9 protein-coding genes are annotated in these 15192 nt (G+C 70.4%); 8 read left to right on the top strand and 1 reads right to left on the bottom strand.

Going from position 1 to position 15192, the window contains the following annotated elements; all coding sequences use genetic code 11:
- Nucleotides 1–337: 337 nt before the first annotated feature.
- Nucleotides 338–3256 carry a protein kinase domain-containing protein gene (locus WMF46_RS05365; RefSeq protein ID WP_437984606.1) on the bottom strand — a complete coding sequence of 973 codons (2919 nt, stop codon included), beginning with the start codon at nt 3254–3256 and terminating at the stop codon, nt 338–340.
- Between the two features lie 406 nt (nt 3257–3662).
- On the opposite strand from WMF46_RS05365, the gene WMF46_RS05360 reads away from it, so the two are divergent.
- The 8 genes from WMF46_RS05360 (at nt 3663) to WMF46_RS05325 (ending at nt 15171) form a co-directional block, all read left to right on the top strand.
- Nucleotides 3663–4511, top strand: a complete 849-nt coding sequence (locus WMF46_RS05360) for an SDR family oxidoreductase (protein ID WP_437549869.1) — start codon at nt 3663–3665, stop codon at nt 4509–4511.
- An 11-nt stretch (nt 4512–4522) separates the two neighbouring features.
- Nucleotides 4523–6910, top strand: coding sequence for a tetratricopeptide repeat protein (locus WMF46_RS05355; protein WP_437984605.1), 2388 nt, complete (start codon nt 4523–4525; stop codon nt 6908–6910).
- Nucleotides 6907–7170: a GIY-YIG nuclease family protein gene (locus WMF46_RS05350; protein WP_437984604.1), complete on the top strand. Its 264-nt coding sequence runs from the start codon at nt 6907–6909 to the stop codon at nt 7168–7170. Before WMF46_RS05355 ends, WMF46_RS05350 begins: the two co-directional genes overlap by 4 nt.
- Nucleotides 7171–7250: 80 nt before the next feature.
- The gene (locus tag WMF46_RS05345) at nt 7251–7856 is read left to right on the top strand and encodes a PH domain-containing protein (RefSeq protein WP_437984603.1); all 606 of its coding nucleotides are present in this window, start codon (nt 7251–7253) and stop codon (nt 7854–7856) included.
- Nucleotides 7857–7892: 36 nt separating this feature from the next.
- A complete protein-coding gene (locus WMF46_RS05340) occupies nt 7893–8111 on the top strand; it encodes a hypothetical protein (RefSeq protein ID WP_012233609.1) in 219 nt (72 codons plus the stop codon).
- 355 nt (nt 8112–8466) lie between these two features.
- Nucleotides 8467–11982 carry a caspase family protein gene (locus WMF46_RS05335; protein WP_437984602.1) on the top strand — a complete coding sequence of 1172 codons (3516 nt, stop codon included), beginning with the start codon at nt 8467–8469 and terminating at the stop codon, nt 11980–11982.
- A gap of 178 nt (nt 11983–12160) precedes the next feature.
- Nucleotides 12161–12943, top strand: a complete 783-nt coding sequence (locus tag WMF46_RS05330; protein WP_437984601.1) for a M12 family metallopeptidase — start codon at nt 12161–12163, stop codon at nt 12941–12943.
- A gap of 59 nt (nt 12944–13002) precedes the next feature.
- The gene (locus WMF46_RS05325; protein ID WP_437984600.1) at nt 13003–15171 is read left to right on the top strand and encodes a caspase family protein; all 2169 of its coding nucleotides are present in this window, start codon (nt 13003–13005) and stop codon (nt 15169–15171) included.
- Nucleotides 15172–15192 lie beyond the last annotated feature (21 nt).

Here is a 15192-nt window from a genome sequence, read left to right as displayed (position 1 = left end):
CTCCCTGAGTTCGTCGGGTTGTTAGGCCGGCAGAGTGGGGGACGCACGCACGATCCCGACACAGGCGGCAGCGCATCGAAGAGCCCGGCAGTGGGGCGGCGAGCGAAGGAGATTCGCTCGCCGCCCTGCCGCCGGGCCAGGCGCCGACCCCGATCGGTGATGCCGCGGGCCCTCCACCGCGGGCGAGTCGGCGGCGGAGGGCGCTCCGTTGGGCCACACCGGAGCCGCCCTCGGCGGCGAGACAGGCGGAAACTAATAAAATTGCTAATGTTTCCAGCGACCGCTCGTTATCGGCCGGTTTCTCTGGCGGGATTTCTGACCCGCGATCCCAGCGCGCTCAGCGCGCGGGCCGGTCGAGCGCTGCGAGCGCCTCCTGCGCGCCCCGGTGTTTGGGATCGAGCCGCAGCGCCTCCTCGAGGTGCTTCTTCGCCTCGGCGAGGAGCTCGGCGCGTCGCGGCTGCTCCTGCTCCTTGTCCGCCAGCGCCCGGAGGTACAGCGCCATGCCGTGCGGCGCCTCGGCGCTCCCGGGATACGCCTCCTTCGCGGCGAGGAACTGCGCCCGCGCGCCCTCGATGTCCTGCCGGGCGAGCAGCTGCCGGCCCTTGCCGCACAGCGCGCTGGCCAGGATCGTGCGCCCAATCGGGTAATCGTTCGTGGCGAGGGCGGCTCGCGCCATGTCCACCGCCCGATCGTGCTCCTCTCTCCACGTGAGAAAGTTGGCGTAGTTGCCCTTGGCCCAGGCGGACTTCGGATCGAGGCGAACGATCGCCAGATAGGTGTCCTCCACCGCGTCCCACTCACGCATGGCCTTGTAGACGTCGGTGAGGATGTCGTAAGCGCGCGCCAGCACCTGCGGGTTCTTGCTGGTCTCGATGATCCGCTTCGCGCCCGCGAGGGCCTCCTCCGTCTTCCCCTCGCGCTCGGCGAGGGTGGCCGAAAGAAGGATCACGTCGTCGGCGTCGGAACGGAGCGCCTCCGCGGCCTCGACCCTCTTGCGCGCTTCGCCGTGGTTCTTCTGGAAGAGGTAGGCCCAGCCCTTGACCACATGGGCGTCCAGGCATCTGGGATCGAGCTCCAGCGCCTTGTCCGTGTGCTCGTGGGCGCGCACAAGGCTGTCGGGCTCGTACTCGTTGCCACGGAGGTAACCGCTCTTGTACGCGACGCGGCCGAGCGCCGCGTGGGCCGGCGCGTAGGCGGGGTTCGTGCGGATCGCCTGATCGAGGAGCGCGCGCGCCCGCTGGTAGACGCTCTGCGATCTGGCCTCGTCGAGCAGCGCGTTGGCGTCGCGGACGAGCGACGCCTCGACGGAGGGCGACGGCTCGGGGGCGACGGGCACTGGCGTGTGGTCGGCGGGCGGCACCGGCGGCCTCCACACCTTGCCCGGCGCCGCCCAGATGCGGATCTGGTTGTTCCCGCCGCCCGCGGCGAACTGCGCGCCGCCCGGGTGGAAGGCGAGCGCGAGCACGCCGTTCAGGCCGGCGCGCAGCTCTCTCCTGAGCTTGCCAGAGTAAACGTCCCAGACCCGGATCATGTCGTCCTTGCCGCCGCTCACCAGGGTGTCGCCGCTCGGTGAGAGCGCGAGCGACCAGACCTCGTCGGTGTGCCCGGAGAGCGTGTTGAGCGGCTTCCGGCTGCCGAGGTGGAAGAGGCGGATGGTCCGATCGTCGCTCGCGCTGATCACGGTCTGCCCGTCGGGCCCGATCACGATGCGGTTCACCGGGCCGGCGTGACCCGAGAGCACGCCGATCTCGCTGGCCGTCTCGACCGACCAGACCCTGACGGCCCCGCGGTCGTCGCCGCTCAGGACCACGCGGCCGTCGGCCGTCATGGCGACGGACATGACGCGCCCGCCGTTCTGGAACGTCTTCTCGTTCTGGCCAGTCCGGATCGAGAACACCCGCACGGTCCCATCCATGCTCGAGACGGCGACCCGGCCGCCGTCGGCGGACAGCGCGAGATCGGTGATGACCCCGGCGCCGGCGTCGAGCGTCTTCAGCGGCGCGCCGGAGTCGACGTCCCAGAGCCGCACGGTCGAGTCGGCCGCAGAAACAAGCACCTTGCCGTCCGGCGTGAACGCGATCCCTCCGATGCGCTTCGTGTGCCCGGCGAAGGAGCGCAGCGGCTGGCCGTCGTCGAGGTTCCAGAGCTTGAGCGCGAGATCGTTGCTGCCGCTCGCGAGTCGCTTGCCCCCGGGGTCATAAGCGACCTCGAAGATCGCGGACCAGTGGCCCGAGAGCGTGCGCAGAGGGGCGAAGGACGCCCGTCCCTTCGCTTCCTTCGCGGCGGTCGTCGCGGGCGAGCCGGGCGTGCCGGGCGCGTCGCGCGAGACGGCCGCGGTGGGGAGCGGAGCCGATCGGGTGCGATGGACGACCAGGGCGGCGCCGCCGGCGACCGTGAGGCCGAGGGCGACCGCGGCCACCGCGAACAGGCCCCGCCGGGGGCCGCGTTCCGCCGGACGATCGAGCGCGAGGAGCGCTTCCCTCGCCGTGGCGAACCGGCGATCCAGGTCGGGATCGAGCATGCGATCGAGCCAGTCGGCGAAGGGGGGCGAGACCTGGACGCTGCCGCGGACATCGAACCGCATGCCCTTCTGGGGCAGATCCGCGGGATCGCGGCCGGAGAGCACGTGCAGCAGCGTGGCGCCGAGCCCGTAGAGATCGCTCCCGGGCGCGGCGCGGCCGCGGAACTGCTCCGGGGCCATGTAACCGTACGTGCCCACCACCGTGCTCCCTCCCGAGGTCGTGTCCCGCGCCTCCCCCACGGCGCCGAAATCGACGAGGTACACGGAGCCGTCCTCGTGGCGGAGGAGGTTCTGCGGCTTGATGTCGCGGTGGACGATGGGCTGGCTGAAGCCCTGGAGATAAAGCAACGTCCGCAGGACGTGCCGCGCGATGGTCGTCGCCTCGGCCTCCTCGGCGCGCCATCCGTCCTTGACCCAGGCCGAGAGCGGTCGCCCCGGCGCGAGCTCCTGCACCAGATAGAAGCAAGGCCCCTGCGCGCCGTCGAGCTTGAGGTAATCGATATAGCGAGGAATGCTGGGGTGGGTGAGGCTCGAGAGGACCCTCGCCTCGCGCTCGAACAGATCGAGGGCCTTCCACTCCGCGTGCTTCCAGATCAGGAGCTGTTTGACGGCGACGCGCCCCCCGGTCGAGAGGTCCTCGGCCTCGTAGGTGATCGCGTTGCCGCCGCGGCCAAGCACGCGAACGACGCGGTAGCGATCGGCGATCACATGCCCTTCGAGGTACGCAGAGTCCATGAGGAGCGAGAGGATATCATGTGGAATGCGCTGCTCTCCGCGCGGTCCGCTCTACCGGAGCGCCGGAATCGTGCCCCGAGGCAAGGGCGGCTCCGGGGCCCGGGGACGTCGTGAGGACACCCAAATGACCCAATTCGTTCAACAATGCCTCGATCGAGAGGCGCTGTCGCTCACGTGAGCAGCGCCGGCGTCGCGCAGCGGGATCGGCGGTCCGACCGCGCGCTGGCCGCGAGGCGCCTGGCAGGCGCGCCGGGCGATCGCCGAGCCGCGGCGCACTCCGCGCCAGGCGCCGGAGCCGGACGGGCAAGCGCCCCCGAACGCCGGGGCCTTTCTGCCTGGGACGCCGGATCCCCCCAGGATCGCCCAGCGTGTGGCGGCGCCCGCAGAGCCGTTGTAAACGCGGGGCGTGACCCAGGTGCGCTCGATCTTCGCCCCAGGACTCTTCGAACGCCAGGTGGCGATCGTCACCGGCGGGGGCAGCGGCATCGGCCTCGCGTGCGCGCGTGAGCTCGCTTACCTCGGCGCGAAGGTCGCCCTCTGCGGCCGCCGGGCCGACAAGCTCGAAGCCGCGGCGAGCACGCTCGCGGGCGACGGCGTCCCCGGCGACGACGTGCTCGCCGCGCCGTGTGATATCCGCGAGCCGGAGCAGATCGCCGCCTTCGTGGGCCAGGTCCTCGGGAAATTCGGCCGCGTCGACGTCCTCGTGAACAACGCCGGCGGCCAGTTCCCGAGCCCGGCCAGCGAGATGACGCCGAAGGGCTGGGAGGCGGTCGTCCGCAACAACCTGAACGGGACCTTCTTCATGACGCGCGAGGTCGCGAGGCGCGCGATGCTCCCGGCGCGCCGCGGCCGGATCGTGAACGTCACCGCGTCGGTGAGCCGCGGCTTCCCGGGCATGGCGCACACGGGCGCCGCGCGCGCCGGCGTGGAGAACCTGACCCGCTCGCTCGCCGTCGAGTGGGCCGCGCTCGGCATCCGGGTCAACGCGGTCGCGCCCGGCAGCAACATCCGGTCGAGCGGCACATCGCAGTACGGCGACGAGCTGCTCGAGCTCGCGCGGCGCGCCACGCCGCTCAAGCGCCTCGCCACCCCCGAGGAGGTCTCGCGGCTCATCGTCTTCCTCGCCAGCGACCAGAACGACTTCATCACGGGCGCGGTCTACGGCGTCGACGGCGGCCAGCCGCTCTGGGGCGACATCTGGTCCATCCCCGAGCCGGACGGCGCGCCGGGCGCTCCACCGGACGTGAAGGGCTGAGAGGGCGCGGCGTGACCTATCGGCCCCCGTCCCCTGCCGCCGCGCGCGACCCCATGTCCAGCGCGCTCGACGACGACACGACGACGCCGTACGGGCCGCCGTCCTCCGGGCCGCCGCCGTCGGCAGGGCCGCCGCCGTCCTTCGGGCCGCCGCCGTCCTCCGGCCCGCCGCCGTCCTCCGGGCTGCCGCCGTCGGCAGGGCCGCCCGCCACGCCGTCCTTCCTCGGGGACGCCGCGCGGCGCGTGCGCGACTACTTCCTCGCGCTCGACCCGACCTTCCTGTCCGCGATCGCGCCGCTCGCGCTGGTCGCCGTCATCCTCTTCACGCGCGCACCGTCGACGAACTACATCTTCGACGAGCAGGAGGCGCTCCTCGCCAACCCGTACGTGAACGCGAAGGGCGGGATCGGCTTCCTCGAAGCGATCCACCGCGATTTCTGGGGGCTGCCGCCCGACCGGAGCGTCGGCTCCTACCGCCCGCTGCCGAACTTCCTCTGGCGCACGATCTGGGCTGTCACGAAGCAGCCGTTCTTCCACCACTTCTACAACGTCCTCTTCCACGCGGTGAACGGCGCGCTGCTCACGTGCGTCACGTTCTGGCTCACGCGGCGGCGCGGGCTCGCGTACCTCACCGGGCTGCTCTTCGTCGGCTGCGCGGTGCTCACCGAGGCGGTGAGCGGCATCGTGGGCATCGCCGACGTGCTCGGGGGCATGGGGGCGATCGCCGCCCTCGCCGCCCTCGCGCTGCCCGCGTGGGCGATGCCGTTCGGCGTGTTCGCGGCCGTGCTCCTCGGCCTCTTCTCCAAGGAGAGCGCGCTCGTCTGCGTGCCGCTCGTCCCGTTCGCCGCGCTGATCGCCGCGCCGCTCACCCACCCCACGCGGCCGGCGCGGTTCGTCCGTGCGCTGCTCGCGCTGCTCGCCGCGGCCGCGGCGTTCGTGCTCTACGTCGAGCTCCGGCGGCGCTGGTTCCCCGCGCCCATGCCGGCCGAGCTCGCCGCGCCGCTCCCCGAGGGCGCGCCGCTCGTGAAGCGCGCGCTCCACGAGGCGCTCGTCTGGTTCCACCAGGCGCCCCTGCCGCGCGATCCGCTCAACAACCCGCTCGGCGCCGCGGACATGCAGCACCGGATCGCCGGCGCGCTGCGCGTCTACTGGCGGGGCCTCACCCAGATCGTGTTCCCGTGGACGCTGAGCGGCGACTACTCGTACCCGCAGGAGCCGGTGCCGGACAGGCTTGTCTTCTTCGGCAGCGTCGCCGGCGCCGCGATGATGGTGCTGCCCCCGCTCGGCTCGCTCGCGCTGTGGATCGCGGCCCTCCGCCGCGAGCACCTGGAGCGGCGCGAGCGGCGCTCGGTGCGCGCCGCCTTCCTGGTGGACGGCGGCCAGGCGACGTCGCGGAGGTGGCCGCTGCTCCTCGCGGGGGCGCTCCTCGCGATCGCGGCGGCGGCGCTCGCGGCGTACGACTGGCACGTGCTCCGCCCGGCGGGGCGCGTGCCGCTGCTCCGGGCGCTGCCGCTCGTGCTCTGGCCGCTGCCGTTCCTGCCCGCGTTCCTGCTCGGGCTCGGGCTGCTCGTCGAGGGCGCGCGCCCCCTGCCCTGCCCGGCGACGGCGGACCGGAGCGCCTGGGTGCCGCTGCGCCGCGGCTACGCGGGGATGTGCATCGCGGCGATCGGGCTGACCTGGGTCGTGGTGAGCTACTTCCCGCACTCGAACATCCCTGTCGTCCTGCCGACGGTGCGCGCCGAGCGCTTCTGGTACTTCCCGGCCATCGGCTCGTCGCTCGTGCTCGCCGTCGCCTTCTCGTGGCTCCACGAGGCGCTCGCGGGCTCGACCCTCACGCCGCGCGCGCGCTGGTCGTGGAGGGCGTGGGTGACGCCGGCGCTGTTCGTGCTCTTCTTCGGCTTCCAGTGCGCGCAGGCCTACCGGCACGCGATGGACTACCGCAACGACCTCGACTTCTGGGCGGCGACGAAGGAGGCGGTCCCGAACAGCGCCAAGGCGCACCTCAACTACTCGGTGATGAAGGGCGCCCGCGGCGACCTCGAGACCCGCCTCGCCGAGAGCAAGATCGCGATGGATCTCGCCCCGACGTGGCCGATGGCGCACGTGTACACGGGCGACACGCTCTGCCGGATGCACCGCCCCGACGAGGCCTTCCCGCACTACCAGCGCGGCATGGAGCTCGGCCCGAACGAGCTGAGCCTGATCGCGCTCGCGCTCCAGTGCCTGCACGACGAGCAGCGCCTCGCGGCGCACGACGCGGAGCTCCGGCGGCTTGCGGAGGAGCACCCCGGGACGTGGCTCGCGTACCTCGCGACCGACACGCTCGACAACGGCGCGACGCACGGCGGAGTGGACCCGAAGTACCGGCCGCGGGGCTACAACGAGGGGCCGAAGGAGTGACCGCGGGCTGGCACGTCTACATCCTGCGCTGCGGAGACGGGTCGTTCTACACGGGGATCGCCCGCGACGTGGAGGCGCGCTTCGCGCAGCACGCGGCGGGGCGCGGGGCGCGGTACACGCGCGGACGGGGGCCGCTCGCGCTGGTCCACGTCGAGGCGGCGGCTGACAGGGGGGAAGCCCTGCGGAGGGAGGCGGCGATCCGGCGGCTGGGACGCGCGGGCAAGGCTGCGCTCGCCGCCGGGGGCCGGGAGGCAACGTAAACGTTCACGACCACGTAAATGTTCGGATGTAGGACAACGCGGCGCGAGGCTTGGTGGTTGCCGTGGATCTCACGCCCGGGATGTCGACTAGAATCGTCGGGGTGAAGCCCTGCCCCTTCTGCGCGGAGCAGATTCAGGACGCCGCGATCAAGTGCCGATTCTGCGGCAGCATGCTCGACGAGCGAGCGCCGGTGGCCGCGGCCCCGCTCGCCCCCGCCGCCCCCGCTCCCGGCGCGCTCGCCCCCGCCGGCGGCGCGCTCGCCCCCGCGCCGGGCGCGCCGCGCGTCCTGTTCGAGGGGACTCCGAGCTGGAAGGCGTGGTTCTGGTCCTACGTGGCGGCGAGCGTGCTCTCGCTCGTGCTGGTGGGCCTCATCTGGCTCGGCATCCTGCACTGGAAGCGCAAGAGCCTCCGCTACAAGATCACCGATCGCACGATCGACTACGAGGCCGGCCTGCTCACGCGCCGGATCGAGACCCTGCAGCTCTGGCGGGTCCTCGACATCGACCTCCGCCAGACGTTCATGCAGCGGCTGCTCGACGTCGCCGAGATCCGCGTGTTCACGAAGGACGCGAGCGATCCGGAGCTCGTCATCCGGGGGCTTCCGGCGTCGCGCGACCTGTTCGAGGCGCTCAAGAACGCGGCGGAGCTCGCGCGCCAGCAGCGCGTGCTCGGCGTCGTGCAGTGAGCGCGGCCCACGAAGGCCAGATCTCGGAGCCTGACCATGCCCCCTAGGCGATCCCCGCTCGACGAGCTCCCGGACGTGCGCGACGGCCTGACCCGCGCCGAGCGCATCATCCTCTGGAAGCTCTCCGAGCTCGAGAAGGAGTTCAACGGCCGCAACGTGCCCACGGCCACGCTCTACGGCCGCGTCGTCGAGCACATCGACCTCTCGGTCCCCGAGTTCCAGCGCCTGATGCAGCGCCTCGTCGGCGTGCGCTGAGGGCGCTCCGGCGCGCGGCGCCTCCCTGCGCCTCGCGAACGCCCTCGTCTCGTCGGGCTTCGCGTGCATCCGCAGGGTCTCGTGGCCCCCGGCGTCTCCGGCGACCCGCGGGAAAGCTCGCGACCCCTCCAGAGCCAGGCTGCTCCGCGCCGCCCGCCCCACCCGAGGCGGAGGGCGACGCGCAGCGGCGCTGGGTCATCGGAGGCTGCATGGCCACGCACGATCCGAGCACGCGGCGAGCAGCCCCGAGCGGCCGTTGCCACGTCCTCCCGAAGCTGCCCCTCGCAGCGGCGGACACGCGAGCGCACGAGAAGACGAGTAAACCTCCGACGGTTCGAGGGTGACGAGCGACCCCATGGCAGCTCGAGAGAGGAGCATCGCAATCGAGCCTGCGTTCGACCGGAACGTGCGGCCGGTCAGCCCTTCCATCTATGGCACCTATGCGGAGAAGTGGGCGGTGGTCGTGGGGATCTCCAGGTACAAGGACGCGAGCCTCAACCTGAATTACGCAGCTCGCGACGCCGAAGACCTGGACAAGATCCTCACGGTGAGCTGCGGCTTCAAGCGGGACAACGTCCAGCTCTTGCTCAACGAGCAAGCGACGACAGCCAAGATCACCTGGGCGCTCCGGAGCTTCCTTAAAAAAGCTGCCAGGGACGATATCATCCTCCTCTACTTCGCGTGCCACGGCCAGCCGGACGTGGGAGCTCGGGGCAACATCTTCTATCTGATCACATGGGACACCGACCCCAAAGACATCGGGTCCACGGCCCTGCCGATGCGAGAGGTGCAGAACGCCCTGAACGACTATGTGCTGGCCGAACGAGGGGTCATCCTGGTCGATGTCTGCCACGGTTCGCCGATCGGTGATTCGACACGAGCGCAGAGCCTCAGCGCGGGCGAGGTAATGAACCAGCAAGCCGAGGCGCTCAGCAAGGCACAGGCCGGGATCGCGACGATCTCGTCCACGCGGGCGAACGAGGCGGCGCAAGAAGGCGCACAGTGGGACGGCGGCCACGGCGTCTTCACGCACTTCCTGCTCAAAGGGCTCGGCGGCGATGCCGCGGAGGAGGACACCGGCAAGGTGACGGTGAGCAGCCTCTACGATTATGTGAGCAAGAATGTGATCGCCGCCACGGAGCCCACGCCGCAACACCCATGGATCAGCGGAAACGGCTTCGACAACAACCTGCCCCTCGCCTGGAGGGCGACGCTCGACAACGAGGAACGGCAGACGCTCGGCCGCGATCTCGCTGACATCGCGCGGTTCCTGGGCGATCGAGTCAGCCTGGACGTGGCCAGCGAGCTCTTCGTCGACAACACGGTGGACCTGGGTCTCGCGCGCCTCGATGCCGGGGACTGCGACCGCGCCATCCCGGCGTTTCAGGCCGTGGTGAGCCGGGGCGAAGCCGGAGCGGTCGAGTCGGCTTACTACCTGGGCGTCGCGCTCGCGAAGGCTCACGGCGCGAGCGCCGCGAAGCAATCTATCGAGTCCTTCCTCGCGAAGAACCCCGGCGATCCGCGAGCGGCCTTCGCGCGCGATCTCCTGGAGGCCCCGGCGCGCCGCACGACCGCGGGAACCCGGCGCGCGCTGTTGATCGGCGTCGGCCACGCTGGCCAGGGAACGGACGACGACGCGGTGGAGGCGAACGACGCGCGCTCGCTTCGCGAGGTCTTGCTCGACCGGTGGCGCTTCGCCGACGACGACGTGACCTTGCTCTGCGGGCCTGATGCCACCCGAGACGGCATCCTGGGCGCGCTCGAGAAGCTCGCCCATTCCGCGACCGGGGACGACGCGGTGGTCGTCTTCTACAGCGGCTGCCGAGGCCTCTCGCCCCTTCGAGACGACGCGATCCCTTCCTACCGCGTCGGCAGCCTCGACCCGGCAGCGGGCGCCGGGGACGCCGAACCGTCGATCACGCCGGACGAGATTCACAGGGCGCTCCAACGCATCCGCTCACGGCGCAAGACGCTCATCATGGACACCGACACGCCGCCGAAGCTGTTCGACCTCGCCCGCGATGCATCCTACGCGGCCCTGTTCGGGGCCTGCGCCGGACGGCAGGCTTCGACGGTGCACATCGATGAGCGTTACGGCCGCCGCGGGCTCTTCTCATGGGCGCTGGTCGAACAGCTCAAGACGGCGACACCGAGCACCACGCTCGAAGAGCTCAGGGACGAGATCGCGAGGCGCATGCAGACCCACCTGGACGCGCGGGAGCAAGCGCCGCACCTGAGCGGGACAGGATCGATGTCCGAGCGCCTCGAGCCGGTGAGCATCGGGCACCTCACGCTCTTCGAGCTGAGCCGGCGGCGGCGCTTCGACGGGTTCACGCGCCAGGATCTCGAGGCGCGCTACGACGCGATCCTCCGCGCGTTCCCCGCGACGCCGCCCGACCTGCATTACGCGGCCGGGCGCGCCTTCCTCGAACAAGGAGCGTACGTCCGGGCTGCCGAGGCGCTGGCCTTGTCCGCGCGCGCGCGCGCGCCGTCCGCGCCGGAGGCGTTCATGGCGGTCGCCGTCGCCCAGATCGGCGCTGGACAGCGGGAGGCCGCGGCGGGCTCGCTCCATGGGTACCTCAGCGCCTTCACCCCACCAGCACACGCGCCGCTGGCGGGCGACGTGACATCGCTGGTCGCGCGGATCGAGCGCGGCAATCGCTTCGCTCTCCTCGTCGGGGTCGACGCGTACGGCCATCCGGGGGTGCCCCGTCCGCGGGGCGCGGTCAACGACGCGTGCGCGCTGTCTCAGGTGCTCATCGATGGGTACGGGTTTCTGCCGGAGAACGTGCGCTTGCTCCTCGACGGCGCCGCGAGCCGCGCCGCGATCCTCGCGGCGTTCAAGGAGCTCGCCGCGAAGCCAGAGGAGTCGGCCACGCTCTTCTATTTCGCCGGCAACGGCTCCTTCAACGCGAGCGGTCATCCCACGATCGTGAGCGCGGACGGGCGGAGCGACGGCGTGGTCGACATCGCGCTTCGCGAGCTCGACGAGCTCGCCGGTCGGCGCTCGACACGCCTCGTCACCCTCGTGGACGCCGGCTGGACGAGCAGGGCGTCCCCGGAAGGGGCGAGGTACGTCGAGGCGGATCCGCCTCCGGTCCCGCTCGGACGTGCCCAGAGCGCTCGCCGGTACTTCGACTCCCCTCCTCGGGTCGGCAGGTTGACCGCGCTCAACGGATCCATCAACATGGCGAGAGTCAGCGAGGAGCGGCCGAAGGTCGAGGAGGCGATGGCGCTGTCGTCGCCCGGCTCCGGCGACGCGGTGCGCGGTCTATTGACGAATGAGATCGTCAAGGCGCTCACGACGGCCCAGCCGGGCGCGCTGACATGGCGGGGGTTGTTCGGGGCGATTCCGACGACGATGAACGTGCACGTCACCGGGGAGGGGATGGACGAGCTCGCGTTCGACGACAGGCTCTTGGACAGCGCCCGCGCGTGCCTCGTGAACCTCGATCGCGAGCCTGCCCGCCGCGCGCTCGCCGTGCTCGAGCGCGCTGACATCCCCAACAACCTGCTATGGCGTGGGATCGCGTACGCCGCGCTCGAAAAACACAAGGAGAGCATCGAGGCGCTCGAGGCGTTCATCCGGGAAAATGAGGGCGAGCAGTCGACAGCGGCGCACTATCACCTTGGCCGCGTGCTCTTCAAGAGCCGGCGTGACCTGGACCGCGCCGTGAGCGAGCTGCGCTGGGTAACGCAGCGCGATTCCGCGCACTCCGCTGCGTTTCTTTATCTGGGCAGGGCGCTCCGCGCCCGCGCCGAGAGCGACATCCGGGGGGAGGCGGCGATGGCCTACACCAGGTACCTCTACTCCGGCGCTCCTCCCGGCTATGAGAACGAGGCATGGAGCTTCTTGACGGCGAACCAATAGCAACATTCCCGGATCTGGCGAGTCGAAGCTCGACCATTGTTCGACGTTCGGCGGCGACAACAGATTGCAGCGAAGCTCCATCGAACTATGGTGTACGCGGTGCGGCGTGATGAGCCGGAGGGCATCGCGCCGTACGGCCGCCACGCGCCCGCCCTCCGAGAAGGACAGAAGAACGCCCATGGATACGACAGAAGAATCCATCCATCTATGCTTCGATCGGACGCTCCCGCTCGCGCTGGAGGAGACGGCGAGGCGGATCGCCGTGCAGGAGAATCCGACGAACGAGGTAGACCCGAACCTCGACCCGAACGATCCGAAGCTCACGCCGACAGAGCGCATCGCGCTCATCGCGCAGAAGCGGTGGCGCCCCGGCAAGCGCCTGAGGATCCGCTTCCTCGACGGATCGGCCACGATGCGGCAGAAGGTCGCTCACTATGCCCGGGAGTGGACGCGCTACGCCAACATCACCTTCGACTTCGACGATTCGGAATACTCAGAGATCCGGATCTCATTTTACGCCGACCCGGGCTCGTGGTCGGCGCTCGGCACGGACGCGCTGGTACAGCAGTATTTCCCGCTCCACCAGCCCACGATGAACTTCGGGTGGCTGCGCGACGACACCGACGACGCGGAGTACTCGCGCGTCACGATCCACGAGTTCGGCCACGCGCTCGGCGCCATCCACGAGCACCAGAACCCGCAGGGCGGCATCCAGTGGAACGAGGAAGCGGTCTACAGATACTTCTCCGGCCCGCCGAACAACTGGCCCCGGGAGAGGACCTACCGCAACGTCATCGCGAAATATTCGGCGGATATCCTGATCGGGACACAGTTCGACCCGGACTCGATCATGCTCTACGGCTTCCCCGCGGCGCTCACGCGGAACGGAGTAGGGACCAAGTCGAACAACAAGCTATCAAGACGGGACATCGAATTCATCAAGGCCGCTTACCCCAGCTGACCCGCGGCCACGCCTGCGCGGGGGCCCGGCCCTGACGGCCCACCCATCCGAGGAGCCTCATGAACGACCGACCCAGCTCCGAATCCGACGACACGGGGTCCAGCGGACCGCGGGGGGTGATGCCGACGTTCCGGGCGCTGCTCGTCGGCATCGACTTCTATTTCCCGAACTCGCTCCCGAATGGCGCGACGTACGTGCCGCTCCGTGGTTGCGTGAGCGACGTCGACCGCATCGAGAAGGCCCTGCGCGCCCGGATCACCCTGCCGCACGATATCACGACGCTCCTCGCGCCGAACGTCGGGGACGAGGCGCCCGGTGGGCCGGAGAGCGTCTGGCCCACGTACAAGAACATGAAGGCTGCGCTGGATGGGCTGCTCGCCCGTACCCAGCCGGGCGACCACGTGTACCTCCACTACTCCGGCCATGGCGGCCGCGTGCCCACGAAGTTCACCAGCCTGAAGCCCGATGGGTTCGACGAGACGCTCGTGCCGACGGACATCGGTGACGGCTCGCGTTACGTGCGCGATCTCGACATCGCCTATTACCTCGACGCGCTCACGAGGAACAGGCAGGCGACCGTGACCGTCGTGCTCGACAGCTGCCACTCCGGTGGCGCGACGCGTGGGGTCAATATCGCGCCGCGGTGCTCGACAGGCGCCCGCGAAGGCACCGATCCCACGCTCGACACCGCGGAGCGCCCGGCGGACGGCGTGGCCTCCGACGATGAGCTGTACGCCGCGTGGAAGCGGCTCGAAGCGACGGGCGCCGGCCGGCGCGCCGCGACCGCCACCACCTGGCTCCCCGAGGCCAGGGACTACGTGCTTCTCGCGGCATGCCGTGACGTGGAAACCGCGTTGGAGGTGCGCCTGGACGGCGGCAGGTCGACTGGCGTGATGACCGCGGCCTTCCTCGATGCGCTGGAAGGGCTCGGCAAAGACCAGACCTGGAAGGCGCTCTACGAGCGCGTGCTTGCGAGCGTGCACAGCAAGTATTCGTCGCAGACCCCCCAGCTCCTGGGTCAAGGGGAGCGCCAGGTCTTCGGGGCCGAGCTGCGGCCGGTCGTGAGCACCGTGATGGTCAACGAGATCGACGCTCCGAACCGGAGAGTGAAGCTGAGCGCAGGTCTGGCGACGGGGACCCACGCGGGCGCGAAGTTCGGGATTTTCGCCCCAGGGACGACGGACTTCACGCAGCCCAACCTGCGCGTGGGCGCGGCCATCGTCGACAGGATGATGGCCGTGGAGAGCTGGGCGTCGCTGGAGGAGGGCGCCGCGATCGATTCCGTCGAGCTGGGCGCCCCCACGCTTCTCGAGGACGTGGGATCCATCGAGCTGCGGCGCGCGGTCAACCTCTTTCACCGGGACGACCTGCCGCCCGAGATCGACCAGGATCAGGCGCTCGGCGCCGTGGGAGCGGAGATCAAGGCGAGAGGGCGAGGGTTCCTCGAGCTCCTCTCCGGCGGGACACCGCACTACCAGGTCGCTCTCAACAAGGATCGTCGCTACGAGCTCTGGGACCCGTCGGGAAAGCCCATTCCCAACGTGGGGACGGTGGCGATCGGCGCACCGGGCGCCGCCACGATCGTCGTCGATCGGCTGCTCCATCTCCTCCGGTGCCAGACCATCCTGGAGGTCGCCGAGCCGCTCTCGGGGCTCAAGGACGATCTCCGCGTCGAGCTTCTCGCCCCGCCGCCGGGGTGGTCGGAGCGCACGCCAGCCGAGGGTGGGACCGTGATCAGGCCGGACGGCGATGCATACGTCATCAGGCCCGATAGCTGGGTGTTCGTCCACGTCGTGAACGAGAGCAACAGCCCGGTCAACATTGCCGTCATCGATCTCGGCGATGACTGGGGGATCCGCGCCCTCGAACCTCCGCCGCCGGAGGGGCGCATGATCCCCACGCGGCGGTATTCCACCGTGGATGCGAGGAGGGAGGCCCGCTTCGCGTTGCAGTTCTTCCTTTCCCAGGGACGTGGCTCGTCGCTCGACGTCATCAAGATCTTCGCGACCCTCGGTGATACCGATTTCTGGTGGCTCCTGCACACGGCGCTCGACAACCCCGTGACCCGTTCGCTGGCCACGAGGGACACAGCCGCGAACGACGCGCTCTTCCGGCTGCGCGAGGCGCTCGACGCGGAGGAGAACACGCAGCGCGACGTGCGCCCCAGATTCGCGCCGGGTGACGGATGGACCACAAGGCAGTTCCGCGTCGAGACGCGACGGACGTGAGCCTCGACGGGGCCTATCCGA

Origin of the sequence: Sorangium sp. So ce117 (assembly GCF_051524395.1) — a bacterium.
Taxonomy (GTDB): domain Bacteria; phylum Myxococcota_A; class Polyangia; order Polyangiales; family Polyangiaceae; genus Sorangium; species Sorangium cellulosum_B.
The sequence above is the reverse complement of the archived record's forward strand: the minus strand, read 5'-3'. Positions and strand labels throughout refer to the sequence as shown.